The sequence below is a fragment of the Streptomyces sp. f51 genome, assembly GCF_037940415.1.
In the GTDB taxonomy this organism is placed as follows: domain Bacteria; phylum Actinomycetota; class Actinomycetes; order Streptomycetales; family Streptomycetaceae; genus Streptomyces.
Map to the genome: position 1 here is coordinate 2864290 of NZ_CP149798.1, position 15689 is coordinate 2879978.

Here is a 15689-nt window from a genome sequence, read left to right on the forward strand (position 1 = left end):
TCAGCTCGGTCCTGCCTTGTATCCGACACCTCGGACGGTCACCACGATCTCCGGGCGCTCAGGGTCCTTCTCGACCTTGGAGCGCAGCCGCTGGACGTGCACGTTGACCAGACGGGTGTCCGCCGCGTGCCGGTAGCCCCACACCTGCTCCAGGAGGACCTCACGCGTGAACACCTGCCACGGCTTGCGCGCGAGAGCGACCAGCAGGTCGAACTCCAGCGGCGTCAGCGCGATCGACATGCCTTCCCGCTTCACAGAGTGACCGGCGACGTCGATGACGAGATCGCCGATCGACAGCTGTTCGGGCGCCGGCTCCTCCGAACGGCGCAGCCGCGCCCTGATCCGGGCCACCAGCTCTTTTGGCTTGAACGGCTTCACGATGTAGTCGTCGGCGCCGGACTCGAGGCCGACCACGACATCGACGGTGTCGCTCTTCGCCGTGAGCATCACGATCGGTACCCCGGACTCCGCCCTGATCAGGCGGCACACCTCGATGCCGTCCCGTCCGGGCAGCATGAGGTCCAGGAGCACCAGGTCGGGCTTGGCGTCGCGGAAAGCGGCCAGCGCCTTGTCGCCGTCGGCTACGAAAGACGGCTCAAAACCTTCACCACGCAACACAATGCCGAGCATCTCGGCCAGTGCGGTGTCGTCATCGACGACAAGGACTCGTCCCTTCATAAACGACATCATCCCATTAACTAAATCGTTACCTGGCGTGACAAGTCACACAGCTCGGCGAGAGCCTCAGCCGTCACGGGCGAAACAACGCCCTCTTCGGTGACGATCGCCGTGATCAACTCCGGCGGCGTCACGTCGAACGCCGGGTTGTACGCCTGGGTCCCCAGGGGTGCCACAGGTATACCCCCTCCCGGCTCCGCCCCCGCCACCGGGACCTGCGGAGCTGCGATCTCCGTCACTTCATGACCCGCGCGCTGCTCGACCTCGATGGATCCGCCGTCGGGCGTGTCCGGGTCGATCGTCGTCACCGGCGCCACCACGATGAACGGCACATGGTGGTACCTGGCCAGCACCGCGAGCGGATAGCTCCCCACCTTGTTCGCCACCGAACCGTCCGCCGCGATGCGGTCGGCACCGATGAGCACCGCGTCCACCTCCCCGGCCGCGAACAGCGAGCCCGCCGCGTTGTCCGTGAGCAGGGTGTACGCCATTCCGGAGCGCGCGGCCTCGTACGCCGTCAGACGGGAGCCCTGGAGCAGGGGCCGCGTCTCGTCCACCCACAGCCGCCGCAGCCGCCCCACCCGGTGCGCGGCGAGCGCCACGGCGAAGGCGGTGCCCTCGCCGCCGGACACCAGCGCGCCGGTGTTGCAGTGCGTGAGGACCCGGTGGCCGCCGCCCGGCATCAGCTCGTCGAGCAGCGCCAGCCCGTGCCCGGCCATACGGGAACTCGCCTCGGCGTCCTGGCGGTGCAGCACCCGCGCCGCGTTGAGCGCCGCCGCCGCGGCCGCCGCCTGGTCCCCGCCCGCGGACAGCGCCGCCCGGTGGGCCGCCTGCGCCCTGCGCACCCCGACCGCGAGGTTCACGGCGGTCGGCCGGGCGGCGGCCAGCGCGTGGGCGGCCTCGTCCACGTCGAAGCCCCGTACGGCGGCGAGCGCGACGCCGTACGCTCCGGCGATCCCCAGCAGCGGCGCCCCGCGCACGGCGAGCGTACGGATCGCCTCCACCAGCGCGGGCGCGTCCGTGCACACGAGCTCGACCTCCTCCGCGGGAAGTCTCGTCTGGTCGAGAAGGACCACCACTGGACCCTCTGGCGGCTCGTGCCAGCGGATCGCGGGTATCTCCGTCGGCCCGCTGTCCTCGCGGGATTGCGCGTAGTGATCGGCCATCCATTCAGTCTGCCCCGTATCCGGCGGACAATTGAAGGTGTGCAGCCCATACGGGGGCCCGCCACTCGACGGGCACGGCGTGACACGATGACGGTCAACCTGCCGCCGCGACCGCGGGACGGGCACCGTGAAGGAGCGACGATGAACGACACTCCGGGCTGGGCCTCGCCCGGATCCGCCCCCTCCGGCGCGAAGGAGCCGGAAGCGCCCGGCACCCCGGAGCCCGCGGACCAGGGCGGAGCGAACCCGCCCGAGCAGCCCTCGAAGTGGTCCAAGGAACAGCCTCCGCCCGCCCAGTGGTCCGCGCCCGGAGCGCAGACGCCCCCGCAGGCCCCGCCGCCCGCCGCACCCGGCCCCGGCTGGGGCGGCCGCCCTCCCGGCGGTCAGAACGGCGGGTACGGCGGCTGGTCCGGCGCCGGACGCGGCGGCCCCGGCGGACCCGCGGGCTGGGGCGGCAACTGGGGTCACCAGCCGGCCGCCGCCAGGCCCGGCGTGATCCCGCTGCGCCCGCTCGGTGTCGGCGAGATCCTGGACGGTGCCGTCTCGACCATGCGCAGCTACTGGCGCACAGTCCTCGGCATCTCCCTGACCGTCGCCGTCGTCACACAGGTCGCCGTCATCCTGCTCCAGGGCCTCGTCCTGAACGACAACGCCGACACCTCGGCCCTGAACGACCCGAGCGCCACCGTCGGCGAGCTGACCCGGGCCATGGGCAGCACCCTGCTCAGCTCCGGTCTCGTCCTGCTCGTCACCCTGCTCGGCACCATCGTGGCGACCGCCCTGCTCACCTCGGTGACCAGCCGCGCCGTGATCGGCAAGCCGGTGACCACGGGCGAGGCCTGGCGGGACGCCCGTCCCCAGCTGGCCAAACTGTTCGGCCTGACCCTGCTGCTCCCGCTCATCGCCGTCGCGATCATGGCCGTCGGCGCGCTGCCGGGACTGCTCGCGGTGGCCGCCGGCTCGCACGACGGCGGCATCGCGCTCGCCGTCCTCGGCGCCTTCGCCGCGGGCTTCGTCGCCCTCTGGCTGATGATCCGCTTCTCGCTCGCCTCCCCCGCCCTGATGCTGGAGAAGCAGGGCATCCTGAAGTCGATGCGCCGCTCCGCGAAGCTCGTACGCGGCTCCTGGTGGCGGGTGTTCGGCATCCAGCTGCTCGCCACGATCATCGCCAACATCGTGGCGTCGATCATCGTGATCCCCTTCGCCGTCATCGCCGCCGCCCTGAGCGGCGACGGTTTCGCCGGCTTCCTGGACAGCTCCGGCGGCGACCTCGGCTGGACCTTCCTCATCGTCAGCGGCATCGGCTCGGTGATCGGTTCCATGATCACCTTCCCGATCACCGCGGGCGTCACCGTGCTCCTGTACATCGACCGGCGCATCCGCCGCGAGGCCCTCGACCTCGACCTCGCCCGGGCCGCCGGCCTCCAGGACTACGGCACCGAGACCACCGGCACCACACCGGGGAGCTGATGCGGTGAACGGGGCGGGGGGAGTTCTCACGGCGGTCCTCGCGGGACCGCACACCGGGGCCGCGGCCGTGCTCGCGGGACCGCGCACCGGGGCGGCAGCGGTCCTCGCGCTGTCGCGCGGCGGCACACCACCGGTGACCACACCGCGCGAAGCCGCCCGCGAGGCGGCCCGACGCGAACTGTCCAAGCGGATGTACCACGAGAACGACCCCGGCCTCGTCCAGCGCGCCCTGAACGCCTTCTGGGACTGGGTCGACCGGCTGTTCGGCGCCGCCTCGGCCGCGACACCGGGCGGAACCCTCGGACTCGTCGTCATCGTCCTCGCGGTGGCCGCGGTCGTGGCGGCCCTGTGGTGGCGCCTCGGCACCCCGCACCGCACCCCCGTCTCGTCCGCCGCCCTCTTCGACGACCGCCCCAGGGGCGCCGCCGAACACCGCGCCGCCGCGGAGGCGCACGCCGCCCAGGGCCACTGGAACCAGGCCGTCCAGGAACGGATGCGGGCCATCGTGCGGTCCCTGGAGGAACGCGCCCTGCTCGATCCGCGCCCCGGCCGCACGGCCGACGAGGCGGCCGCGGAGGCGAGCCGCTCCCTGCCCTCCCACACCGACCGCCTGCGCGCCTCGGCCCACGCCTTCGACGACATCACGTACGGCGGCCGCTCCGGCGACCCGCGTGCGTACCAGCGGCTCACGGAACTCGACCGGGACCTGGAGCGCACCCGGCCCGTCCTCGCGGACAGCGCCCACCACAGCACCCAGCCGATCACGGACCAGGACCACCACCACGGGGCCGCCTCATGACCGAGGCCGCCCTCGCCCCCACCTCGTCCTCGCCCACCGCCCGTCAGGTGTGGACCCGCACCCGCGGAGTCGTCCTCGCGCTCGTCCTCCTGCTGGTGGCCGCCGTCGCGATAGCCGCGGTCCGCTCGGACGCCCGGCACGGCCGCCTCGACCCGCGCTCCGCCGACCCCGCCGGCAGCAAGGCCCTCGCCCAACTCCTCGCGGACCAGGGAGTCTCCACCCGTGTGGTCACCACCCTCGGCGAGGCCCGCTCCGCGGCCGGCCCCGACACGACCCTGCTGATCGCGGCCCCCGACCTGCTGACCAGGCGTCAGCAGACCCTTCTGCACTCGGCGACGGAACACTCCGGCGGCCGTACGGTCCTGGTCTCCCCCGGAGCGCCGTCCGTCGCCGGCCTCGCCCCCGGCGTCACCGCCGACCCCGCGGTCAGCTTCGACTCGACGCTCGCCCCCCGCTGCGCCCTGCCCGCCGCCCTCCGCGCGGGCAGCGCCGACACCGGCGGCATCCGCTACACCACCACCGACCCCGACGCCGACACCTGTTACCCGAGCGACGGACTGCCCACGCTCGTGCGCGTGCCGGCCCACTCCGGACGCGGCGACACCGTCGTGCTCGGCGCACCCGACATCCTCTCCAACGACCGGCTCGACGAGCAGGGCAACGCCTCGCTCGCGCTCCAACTCCTCGGCTCCCGCACGCATCTGGTCTGGTACCTCCCCTCGCTCTCCGACGACTCCGCCGGCGACACCGGCCGCCGGAGCTTCTTCGACCTGCTCCCCTCGGGCTGGCTCTGGGGCACGCTTCAGCTGTTCATCGCCGCCGTCCTGGCGGCACTGTGGAGGGCACGCCGCATGGGCCCCCTCGTACCCGAACGGCTTCCCGTCGCGATCCGCGCCTCCGAAACCGCCGAAGGCCGCGCCCGCCTCTACCGCAAGGCGTCCGCCCGCGACCGCGCGGCCACCGCTCTTCGCTCCGCCACCCGCACCCGCCTCGCCCCCCTCATCGGCGTGCCCCCGGCCCAGGCACACGCGCCCGAGACCCTGCTCCCCGCTCTGGCCGCCCGCTTCCACGGCGACACACAGGCCCTGCTCCCGCTCCTGTTCGGACCGCCGCCCCGCGACGACGCGGCCCTCGTCTCCCTCGCCGACCAACTCGACGCCCTCGAAAGAGAGGTACGCATTTCATGATGGACCCGACCACTGACAACGCCGGGTACACCGGGGACGCGGGCACCGCCCGCTCCTCCCTGGAGGCCCTGCGCACCGAGATCGCCAAAGCCGTGGTCGGCCAGGACCCCGCTGTGACCGGCCTCGTCGTCGCCCTCCTGTGCCGCGGACACGTCCTCCTCGAAGGCGTCCCCGGCGTGGCCAAGACACTCCTCGTCCGGGCACTCGCCTCCGCGCTGGAACTCGACACCAAACGCGTCCAGTTCACCCCCGACCTCATGCCGAGCGACGTCACCGGCTCCCTCGTCTACGACGCCCGCACCGCCGAGTTCTCCTTCCAGCCCGGCCCGGTCTTCACCAATCTCCTGCTCGCCGACGAGATCAACCGCACGCCCCCCAAGACCCAGGCGTCGCTGCTGGAGGCGATGGAGGAACGCCAGGTCACCGTCGACGGCACGCCCCGGCCCCTCCCCGAGCCCTTCCTCGTCGCAGCCACCCAGAACCCGGTCGAGTACGAGGGAACGTATCCGCTGCCCGAGGCCCAACTGGACCGCTTCCTGCTCAAACTGACGATCCCTCTGCCCTCCCGTCAGGACGAGATCGACGTCCTCACCCGCCACTCCGAGGGCTTCAACCCGCGCGACCTGCGCGCCGCCGGACTGCGCCCCGTCGCCGGCGCCGCGGACCTCGAAGCCGCCCGCGCCGCGGTCGCCAAGACAGCCGTCTCGCCCGAGATCACCGGCTACGTCGTCGACCTGTGCCGCGCGACCCGCCAGTCACCCTCGCTCACCCTCGGGGTCTCCCCCCGCGGCGCGACCGCCCTGCTCGCCACGGCCCGTGCCTGGGCGTGGCTGACCGGTCGCGACTACGTCATCCCCGACGACGTCAAAGCCCTCGCCCTGCCCACGCTGCGCCACCGGATCCAACTCCGCCCCGAGGCCGAGATGGAGGGCGTGACGGCCGACTCCGTCATCAACGCGATCCTGGCCCACGTCCCGGTCCCCCGCTGATGGCACTCACCGGACGCGCCGCTCTCCTGGCCGCTCTGGGCGCCCTCCCCGTCGGCATCTGGGGGCCCAGCTGGACCGGCATCCTCGCCGTGAACGTCCCGCTGGCCCTGGCCTGCGCCTGCGACGCCGCCCTCGCGGCTCCCGTGCGGCGTCTCGGTCTCACCCGTTCGGGGGACACCTCGGTGCGCCTCGGCGAGTCCGCGGACGTCACCCTCACCGTCACCAATCCCTCCGGCCGACCGCTGCGCGCACACCTCCGCGACGCCTGGCCGCCGAGCAGTTGGGAACCCGGCACGGAGGTCGCGGCCTCCCGTCACCGCCTGACGGTCCCCGCCGGTGAGCGCCGCCGTCTGACGACCCGTCTGCGCCCCACGCGACGCGGCGACCGGCTGGCCGACCGCGTCACGATCCGCTCGTACGGCCCCCTCGGTCTGTTCTCCCGTCAGGGCAGCCACGAAGTCCCGTGGGCCGTACGCGTCCTGCCTCCCTTCACCAGCCGGAAGCACCTCCCCTCCAAGCTGGCCAGGCTCCGCGAACTCGACGGCCGCACCAGCGTGCTGACACGCGGTGAGGGAACGGAGTTCGACAGTCTGCGCGAGTACGTCCCCGGTGACGACACCCGTTCCATCGACTGGCGCGCGACAGCCCGCAGGTCGACGGTCGCCGTACGCACCTGGCGTCCCGAGCGCGACCGCCGCATCCTGCTGGTCCTCGACACCGGCAGGACCTCAGCGGGCCGCGTCGGCGACGCCCCGCGCCTCGACGCCTCCATGGACGCGGCCCTCCTCCTCGCCGCCCTGGCCTCCCGCGCCGGCGACCGCGTGGACCTGCTCGCCTACGACCGCCGCGTACGGGCCCTCGTCCAGGGCCGTGCTGCGGGGGACGTCCTTCCGTCCCTGGTCGACGCGATGGCCGGGCTCGAACCCGAGCTCGTGGAGACGGACTCCCGCGGCCTGACCGCGACGGCCCTGCGTACGACCCCGCGCCGCTCCCTGATCGTGCTGCTGACGACGCTCGACGCGACCCCTGTCGAAGAGGGCCTGCTCCCGGTGCTTGCCGGCCTCACCCAGCGGCACACCGTCCTGCTGGCATCCGTCGCGGACCCGCATGTCGCTCGTATGGCGAAGGCCCGGGGAGACGTCGACGCGGTGTACGAGGCGGCGTCGGCGGCTCAGGCCGAGGCCGAACGCCGGCGTACGGCCGAGACGCTGCGTCGACGCGGCGTCACCGTCGTCGACGCGACCCCGGACGACCTCGCGCCGGCCCTCGCGGACGCGTATCTGGCGCTGAAGTCGGCGGGCCGGCTGTAGCGGCGGAGGACCGGGAAACGAAGAGATCGACTGCCGGGAAATGGTCCTGGAATTGGTCCTGGAATTGGCTCTGGAAATAGTCTCTGAACGCAGAAAACCCCCGTACCGGTATCCCCGGCACGGGGGTTTTCTCAAAAATTGTTCGGCGGCGTCCTACTCTCCCACAGGGTCCCCCCTGCAGTACCATCGGCGCTGTGAGGCTTAGCTTCCGGGTTCGGAATGTAACCGGGCGTTTCCCTCACGCTATGACCACCGAAACTCTATGAAACTGTCAACCGCACCACGCTCTGTGACAAACGTGGGGTTGTTCGTGGTTTCAGAACCAACACAGTGGACGCGAGCAACTGAGGACAAGCCCTCGGCCTATTAGTACCAGTCACCTCCACCCGTTACCGGGCTTCCAGATCTGGCCTATCAACCCAGTCGTCTACTGGGAGCCTTAACCCCTCAAGGGGGTGGGAATACTCATCTTGAAGCAGGCTTCCCGCTTAGATGCTTTCAGCGGTTATCCCTCCCGAACGTAGCCAACCAGCCATGCCCTTGGCAGGACAACTGGCACACCAGAGGTTCGTCCGTCCCGGTCCTCTCGTACTAGGGACAGCCCTTCTCAATATTCCTACGCGCACAGCGGATAGGGACCGAACTGTCTCACGACGTTCTAAACCCAGCTCGCGTACCGCTTTAATGGGCGAACAGCCCAACCCTTGGGACCGACTCCAGCCCCAGGATGCGACGAGCCGACATCGAGGTGCCAAACCATCCCGTCGATATGGACTCTTGGGGAAGATCAGCCTGTTATCCCCGGGGTACCTTTTATCCGTTGAGCGACGGCGCTTCCACAAGCCACCGCCGGATCACTAGTCCCGACTTTCGTCCCTGCTCGACCCGTCGGTCTCACAGTCAAGCTCCCTTGTGCACTTACACTCAACACCTGATTGCCAACCAGGCTGAGGGAACCTTTGGGCGCCTCCGTTACTCTTTAGGAGGCAACCGCCCCAGTTAAACTACCCATCAGACACTGTCCCTGATCCGGATCACGGACCCAGGTTAGACATCCAGCACGACCAGACTGGTATTTCAACGACGACTCCACCCGAACTGGCGTCCGAGCTTCACAGTCTCCCAGCTATCCTACACAAGCCGAACCGAACACCAATATCAAACTGTAGTAAAGGTCCCGGGGTCTTTCCGTCCTGCTGCGCGAAACGAGCATCTTTACTCGTAGTGCAATTTCACCGGGCCTATGGTTGAGACAGTCGAGAAGTCGTTACGCCATTCGTGCAGGTCGGAACTTACCCGACAAGGAATTTCGCTACCTTAGGATGGTTATAGTTACCACCGCCGTTTACTGGCGCTTAAGTTCTCAGCTTCGCCAAGACGAATCTTGACTAACCGGTCCCCTTAACGTTCCAGCACCGGGCAGGCGTCAGTCCGTATACATCGCCTTACGGCTTCGCACGGACCTGTGTTTTTAGTAAACAGTCGCTTCTCGCTGGTCTCTGCGGCCACCCCCAGCTCATGGAGTAAATCCAATCACCAGTGATGGCCCCCCTTCTCCCGAAGTTACGGGGGCATTTTGCCGAGTTCCTTAACCATAGTTCACCCGAACGCCTCGGTATTCTCTACCTGACCACCTGAGTCGGTTTAGGGTACGGGCCGCCATGAAACTCGCTAGAGGCTTTTCTCGACAGCATAGGATCATCCACTTCACCACAATCGGCTCGGCATCGGGTCTCAGCCTTAATGTGTGACGGATTTGCCTATCACACGGCCTACACCCTTACCCCGGGACAACCACCGCCCGGGATGGACTACCTTCCTGCGTCACCCCATCACTCACCTACTACAGGTCTGGTCCGTCGGCTCCACCACTCCCCTTTGCCCGAAGGCTCCGGGGCGGCTTCACGGACTTAGCATCGCCTGGTTCGATGTTTGACGCTTCACAGCGGGTACCGGAATATCAACCGGTTATCCATCGACTACGCCTGTCGGCCTCGCCTTAGGTCCCGACTTACCCTGGGCAGATCAGCTTGACCCAGGAACCCTTAGTCAATCGGCGCACACGTTTCTCACGTGTGTATCGCTACTCATGCCTGCATTCTCACTCGTGAACCGTCCACCACTGCCTTCCGGCGCGGCTTCACCCGGCACACGACGCTCCCCTACCCATCACAGCGGGCGTTGGCCCTATTGCTGCAATGACACGACTTCGGCGGTACGCTTGAGCCCCGCTACATTGTCGGCGCGGAATCACTAGACCAGTGAGCTATTACGCACTCTTTCAAGGGTGGCTGCTTCTAAGCCAACCTCCTGGTTGTCTCTGCGACTCCACATCCTTTCCCACTTAGCGTACGCTTAGGGGCCTTAGTCGATGCTCTGGGCTGTTTCCCTCTCGACCATGGAGCTTATCCCCCACAGTCTCACTGCCGCGCTCTCACTTACCGGCATTCGGAGTTTGGCTAAGGTCAGTAACCCGGTAGGGCCCATCGCCTATCCAGTGCTCTACCTCCGGCAAGAAACACACGACGCTGCACCTAAATGCATTTCGGGGAGAACCAGCTATCACGGAGTTTGATTGGCCTTTCACCCCTAACCACAGGTCATCCCCCAGGTTTTCAACCCTGGTGGGTTCGGTCCTCCACGACCTCTTACAGCCGCTTCAACCTGCCCATGGCTAGATCACTCCGCTTCGGGTCTTGAGCGCGCTACTGAATCGCCCTATTCGGACTCGCTTTCGCTACGGCTTCCCCACACGGGTTAACCTCGCAACGCACCGCAAACTCGCAGGCTCATTCTTCAAAAGGCACGCAGTCACGAGGCAAGCACAAGTGCTTGCCCGACGCTCCCACGGCTTGTAGGCACACGGTTTCAGGTACTATTTCACTCCGCTCCCGCGGTACTTTTCACCATTCCCTCACGGTACTATCCGCTATCGGTCACCAGGGAATATTTAGGCTTAGCGGGTGGTCCCGCCAGATTCACACGGGATTTCTCGGGCCCCGTGCTACTTGGGTGTCTCTCAAACGAGCCGTTGATGTTTCGACTACGGGGGTCTTACCCTCTACGCCGGACCTTTCGCATGTCCTTCGCCTACATCAACGGTTTCTGACTCGCCTCACAGCCGGCAGACTGTGAAAGAGAGATCCCACAACCCCCCAAGCGCAACCCCTGCCGGGTCTCACACGCTTGAGGTTTGGCCTCATCCGGTTTCGCTCGCCACTACTCCCGGAATCACGGTTGTTTTCTCTTCCTGCGGGTACTGAGATGTTTCACTTCCCCGCGTTCCCTCCACATACCCTATGTGTTCAGGTATGGGTGACAGCCCATGACGACTGCCGGGTTTCCCCATTCGGAAACCCCCGGATCAAAGCCTGGTTGACGGCTCCCCGGGGACTATCGTGGCCTCCCACGTCCTTCATCGGTTCCTGGTGCCAAGGCATCCACCGTGCGCCCTTAAAAACTTGGCCACAGATGCTCGCGTCCACTGTGCAGTTCTCAAACAACGACCAACCACCCATCACCCCCGGTTACCACCGGAGTTCACTGGGGCCGGCACTGAAGGCAGCCGATTCGGCCGTACCTTCAGACACCCAACAGCGTGCCCGACACCCTCGCCACTCGTGATCAGCTTTCCACGCTCCGAAGAGCAGTACTGGCAGCCCGAGATGACTGAAAGTGCCGAATAATCAACGTTCCACCCATGAGCAACCAGCATCGAACATTCGCCGATGTACTGGCCTCTGACCGAGCGAACTCGGTAAGAAGTGCTCCTTAGAAAGGAGGTGATCCAGCCGCACCTTCCGGTACGGCTACCTTGTTACGACTTCGTCCCAATCGCCAGTCCCACCTTCGACAGCTCCCTCCCACAAGGGGTTGGGCCACCGGCTTCGGGTGTTACCGACTTTCGTGACGTGACGGGCGGTGTGTACAAGGCCCGGGAACGTATTCACCGCAGCAATGCTGATCTGCGATTACTAGCAACTCCGACTTCATGGGGTCGAGTTGCAGACCCCAATCCGAACTGAGACAGGCTTTTTGAGATTCGCTCCGCCTCACGGCTTCGCAGCTCTTTGTACCTGCCATTGTAGCACGTGTGCAGCCCAAGACATAAGGGGCATGATGACTTGACGTCGTCCCCACCTTCCTCCGAGTTGACCCCGGCAGTCTCCTGTGAGTCCCCATCACCCCGAAGGGCATGCTGGCAACACAGAACAAGGGTTGCGCTCGTTGCGGGACTTAACCCAACATCTCACGACACGAGCTGACGACAGCCATGCACCACCTGTACACCGACCACAAGGGGGGCACTATCTCTAATGCTTTCCGGTGTATGTCAAGCCTTGGTAAGGTTCTTCGCGTTGCGTCGAATTAAGCCACATGCTCCGCTGCTTGTGCGGGCCCCCGTCAATTCCTTTGAGTTTTAGCCTTGCGGCCGTACTCCCCAGGCGGGGAACTTAATGCGTTAGCTGCGGCACCGACGACGTGGAATGTCGCCAACACCTAGTTCCCACCGTTTACGGCGTGGACTACCAGGGTATCTAATCCTGTTCGCTCCCCACGCTTTCGCTCCTCAGCGTCAGTAATGGCCCAGAGATCCGCCTTCGCCACCGGTGTTCCTCCTGATATCTGCGCATTTCACCGCTACACCAGGAATTCCGATCTCCCCTACCACACTCTAGCTAGCCCGTATCGAATGCAGACCCGGGGTTAAGCCCCGGGCTTTCACACCCGACGTGACAAGCCGCCTACGAGCTCTTTACGCCCAATAATTCCGGACAACGCTTGCGCCCTACGTATTACCGCGGCTGCTGGCACGTAGTTAGCCGGCGCTTCTTCTGCAGGTACCGTCACTTTCGCTTCTTCCCTGCTGAAAGAGGTTTACAACCCGAAGGCCGTCATCCCTCACGCGGCGTCGCTGCATCAGGCTTTCGCCCATTGTGCAATATTCCCCACTGCTGCCTCCCGTAGGAGTCTGGGCCGTGTCTCAGTCCCAGTGTGGCCGGTCGCCCTCTCAGGCCGGCTACCCGTCGTCGCCTTGGTGAGCCACTACCTCACCAACAAGCTGATAGGCCGCGGGCTCATCCTTCACCGCCGGAGCTTTTAACCCCCACCCATGCGGGCAGGAGTGTTATCCGGTATTAGACCCCGTTTCCAGGGCTTGTCCCAGAGTGAAGGGCAGATTGCCCACGTGTTACTCACCCGTTCGCCACTAATCCCCACCGAAGTGGTTCATCGTTCGACTTGCATGTGTTAAGCACGCCGCCAGCGTTCGTCCTGAGCCAGGATCAAACTCTCCGTGAATGTTTTCCCGTAATCGGGACGACACCACGAGAGCGGAACCAGAGGGAGGAATAATCCCTCGGTTCACAGCGTCCTCGCTGTGCGCCTACCCCAGAGGGGCAGGACTTTTTCAAAGGAACCTCGCCCCGACCGATCGGCCGGAGACGGGGTATCAACATATCTGGCGTTGATTTTTGGCACGCTGTTGAGTTCTCAAGGAACGGACGCTTCCTTTGTACTCACCCTCTCGGGCTTTCCTCCGGGCGCTTCCCTTCGGTCTTGCGTTTCCGACTCTATCAGACCGTTTCCGTATCCGATTTCCTCGGCGCTTTCCAGGTTTCCGCTTTCGCGTTTCCCTTTCCGGCAGGTCCGACTCTATCAGATCCTTTCGGGCCTGATTTCCTCGGCGCTTTCCAGGTAATCCGCTCTCGCGTTTTCCTTTTCAGCGGCTCCGACTTTATCAGAATCTGCGGGCCGGATTGACCGGCAGCCATTTCTGAATCATCAGGAGGGGCTTCTTCTGAATCGACGTGTCGATTGCTTTGAGAAGCGAGCAGACTCTAACGGCCACCACTGGACGTGTCCAGTTCTAGGCAACTGTTCTAATCTACCTCCCCCGGCGACCCGTGTCAACGAGTTTTCTGGGGTGACGAGAAGGCTAGCAGGTCGGCAAGGGCACGCGCACATCAGGCGGCCGTCGGCAGCGTGGCGCTGCGCTCGGCCTCCTCGACGTCACCGGTCTCGCCTGAGCGCGCCGCACGACCGCCGAGGACATAGACGTACAACAGAAAGGCCAGTTCAGCGGCGATACCGATGCCGATGCGGGCCCAGGTGGGCAGGCCCGAGGGAGTGACGAAGCCTTCGATGGCACCCGAGACGAAGAGGACCAGCGCCAGACCGATCGCCATGCCCAGCGCGGCGCGGCCCTCTTCCGCGAGTGCCGTCCGGCGGGATCGCGGGCCCGGGTCGATCACGGTCCATCCCAGTTTCAGTCCCGTACCCGCGGCCACGAAGACGGCGGTCAGTTCCAGCAGGCCGTGCGGGAGGACGAGCCCGAGGAAGGTGTCGAGGCGGCCGGCCGATGACATCAGACCGATGCCGACGCCAAGGTTGAGCATGTTCTCGAAGAGGATCCAGAGGACCGGGAGCCCGAGAAAGACACCCAGCACCAGGCACATGGCCGCGGCCTCGGCGTTGTTCGTCCACACCTGGGCGGCGAAGGCGGCCGCGGGATGGCTGGAGTAGTAGGTCTCGTACTCGCCACCGGGACGGGTGAGGGAACGCAGTTCGCCGGGGGCGGCGATCGCGGCCTGGACCTCGGGGTGGGCGCCGATCCACCATCCGAGGAGGGCGGCTATCGCCGTGGACAGGAGCGCCGTGGGCACCCACCAGTGGCGGGAGCGGTAGACGGCCGCGGGAAAGCCGTGCGTCAGGAAACGGGTGACATCGCGCCAGGACGCCCGGCGGGTGCCCGTCACGGCGCCGCGCGCGCGGGCGACGAGTTGGCTGAGACGCCCGGTCAGCTGAGGGTCGGGCGCGCTGGACTGGATCAGCGAGAGATGGGTCGCGGTTCGCTGGTACAGGGCGACGAGTTCGTCGGCCTCGGCCCCGTTCAGCCGGCGCTGACGGCGCAGCAGGGCGTCGAGTCTGTCCCACTCGGCGCGGTGGGCGGAGACGAAGACGTCGAGGTCCATCGGTTTGCCTGCTCCTCGGCTGCGCTACGGGGGCTCATCGTGGATGTCAGCTTGTCCTACTGGGGCGCGATGTGCCCTCAGCTTGGCAGACTGGCGGTTGTCGGGGCAGGTCAGGGGAAGGGCGGGCGCGCGTGAGTGAGCTGGTGACGGGCGAGGCAGTGGCATTGGAGCTGCGGCCCGCGAAACTGCCGAGCCGGGCGCTCGCCGTGGTGCTCGACCTGGGCGTGGCGGTGGCTGTCTACATCGTCGTGACCATCGGCCTGGTCGCCGCGACCGCCGCGCTGGACGACGCCGCCCAGATCGCGGTCTCGATCGCGAGTTTCCTGCTGGTGCTGGTCGGCGGTCCGATCGCCGTGGAGACGCTGAGCCACGGCCGTTCCCTGGGAAAGCTGGCGTTCGGGCTGCGGGTGGTGCGGGACGACGGTGGTCCGATCCGGTTCCGGCACGCCCTGGTGCGCGGTGCCGTCGGGGTGGTCGAGATTCTGATGACGTTCGGGATCGTCGCGTGCACCGCCTCGCTGGTGTCGGAGCGCGGACGGCGGCTCGGTGACGTGTTCGCGGGGACCCTCGTCGTGCGGGAGCGGATTCCGGAGGGGCGTATGCCGTACGTTCCCGCGCCGCCGCCCTGGCTGGCGGGGCGGTTCGCGGAGCTCGATCTGTCCGCCGTGCCGGACGGACTGTGGCTGGCCGTCCGGCAGTACCTGACGCGGATGCGGCAGCTCGATCCGCAGGTCGGCGGTGCGATGGCGGAACGACTCGCCTCGGAGTTGGCCGCTCGTACCGGGGCTCCGGTGCCGCAGGGTGTGCCGGCGGGCGCGTATCTGGCGGCCGTCATGCACGAGCGTCAGGTCAGGGAGGCCCGTCGGACCTTCGGTTCCCCGACGGTCGGCTACCCGGCCCCCGTGCCCGGCGGCCATGCCTTCATCCCGCCGAGCGGTCCTGCCCCGCAGCCGTTCCGGCCCGCCGCTCCCGTCGCCCCGTCCTTCCCTCCGGCGCACGGAGCTCACCCCACCCGTCCGGTGCCGGGCGTTCAAGCCTCCGGACCGGGCGTCCACGCCTCAGGACCGGGCGGCCTGGACGAGCGGCCGTCGACCGGTTTCGCGCCACCCGCCTAGC

At 67.0% G+C, this 15689-nt stretch carries 9 protein-coding genes and 3 rRNA genes; 6 read left to right on the forward strand and 6 right to left on the reverse strand.

The genetic code is table 11. The features are described 5' to 3' along the window. Both mtrA and mtnA read right to left on the reverse strand, forming a co-directional pair. Positions 1-690 (reverse strand): two-component system response regulator MtrA, encoded by a 690-nt coding sequence (gene mtrA / locus WJM95_RS12540; protein WP_192582811.1) that lies wholly within the window; start codon positions 688-690, stop codon positions 1-3. Between the two features lie 8 nt (positions 691-698). Beyond that, positions 699-1844 carry an S-methyl-5-thioribose-1-phosphate isomerase gene (mtnA, locus tag WJM95_RS12545; RefSeq protein ID WP_339129692.1) on the reverse strand — a complete coding sequence of 382 codons (1146 nt, stop codon included), beginning with the start codon at positions 1842-1844 and terminating at the stop codon, positions 699-701. Positions 1845-1985: 141 nt separating this feature from the next. Between mtnA and WJM95_RS12550 the strand changes: the two genes are divergently transcribed. From WJM95_RS12550 to WJM95_RS12570, 5 genes are all read left to right on the forward strand, one after another. Beyond that, entirely contained in the window at positions 1986-3314 is a 1329-nt protein-coding gene (locus WJM95_RS12550) for a hypothetical protein (protein WP_339129694.1), read from the forward strand. A 67-nt stretch (positions 3315-3381) separates the two neighbouring features. After that, entirely contained in the window at positions 3382-4113 is a 732-nt protein-coding gene (locus tag WJM95_RS12555; protein ID WP_339135513.1) for a DUF4129 domain-containing protein, read from the forward strand. Further along, on the forward strand, positions 4110-5300 hold the full coding sequence (locus WJM95_RS12560; RefSeq protein ID WP_339129695.1) for a DUF4350 domain-containing protein: 1191 nt from the start codon (positions 4110-4112) through the stop codon (positions 5298-5300). The genes WJM95_RS12555 and WJM95_RS12560 overlap by 4 nt, the downstream gene beginning before the upstream one ends. Further along, positions 5300-6289 carry a MoxR family ATPase gene (locus WJM95_RS12565; RefSeq protein ID WP_339129696.1) on the forward strand — a complete coding sequence of 330 codons (990 nt, stop codon included), beginning with the start codon at positions 5300-5302 and terminating at the stop codon, positions 6287-6289. Before WJM95_RS12560 ends, WJM95_RS12565 begins: the two co-directional genes overlap by 1 nt. Then, complete coding sequence (locus WJM95_RS12570) at positions 6289-7599, forward strand: DUF58 domain-containing protein (RefSeq protein ID WP_339129698.1); 1311 nt, start codon at positions 6289-6291, stop codon at positions 7597-7599. The genes WJM95_RS12565 and WJM95_RS12570 overlap by 1 nt, the downstream gene beginning before the upstream one ends. Positions 7600-7739: 140 nt before the next feature. Here WJM95_RS12570 and rrf read toward each other — a convergent pair. The 4 genes from rrf to WJM95_RS12590 all read right to left on the reverse strand — a co-directional run bounded on the left by rrf (position 7740) and on the right by WJM95_RS12590 (position 14573). Beyond that, a 5S ribosomal RNA gene (gene rrf / locus WJM95_RS12575) occupies positions 7740-7856 on the reverse strand. An 89-nt stretch (positions 7857-7945) separates the two neighbouring features. Beyond that, positions 7946-11066: ribosomal RNA gene (locus WJM95_RS12580) — 23S ribosomal RNA — on the reverse strand. Between the two features lie 308 nt (positions 11067-11374). Beyond that, a 16S ribosomal RNA gene (locus WJM95_RS12585) occupies positions 11375-12900 on the reverse strand. Together the 16S, 23S and 5S rRNA genes form the textbook arrangement of a ribosomal RNA operon. Positions 12901-13565: 665 nt before the next feature. Beyond that, complete coding sequence (locus tag WJM95_RS12590; protein WP_339129700.1) at positions 13566-14573, reverse strand: stage II sporulation protein M; 1008 nt, start codon at positions 14571-14573, stop codon at positions 13566-13568. Between the two features lie 131 nt (positions 14574-14704). Between WJM95_RS12590 and WJM95_RS12595 the strand changes: the two genes are divergently transcribed. After that, positions 14705-15688 (forward strand): RDD family protein, encoded by a 984-nt coding sequence (locus WJM95_RS12595; protein ID WP_339129702.1) that lies wholly within the window; start codon positions 14705-14707, stop codon positions 15686-15688. Position 15689: the final 1 nt, after the last annotated feature.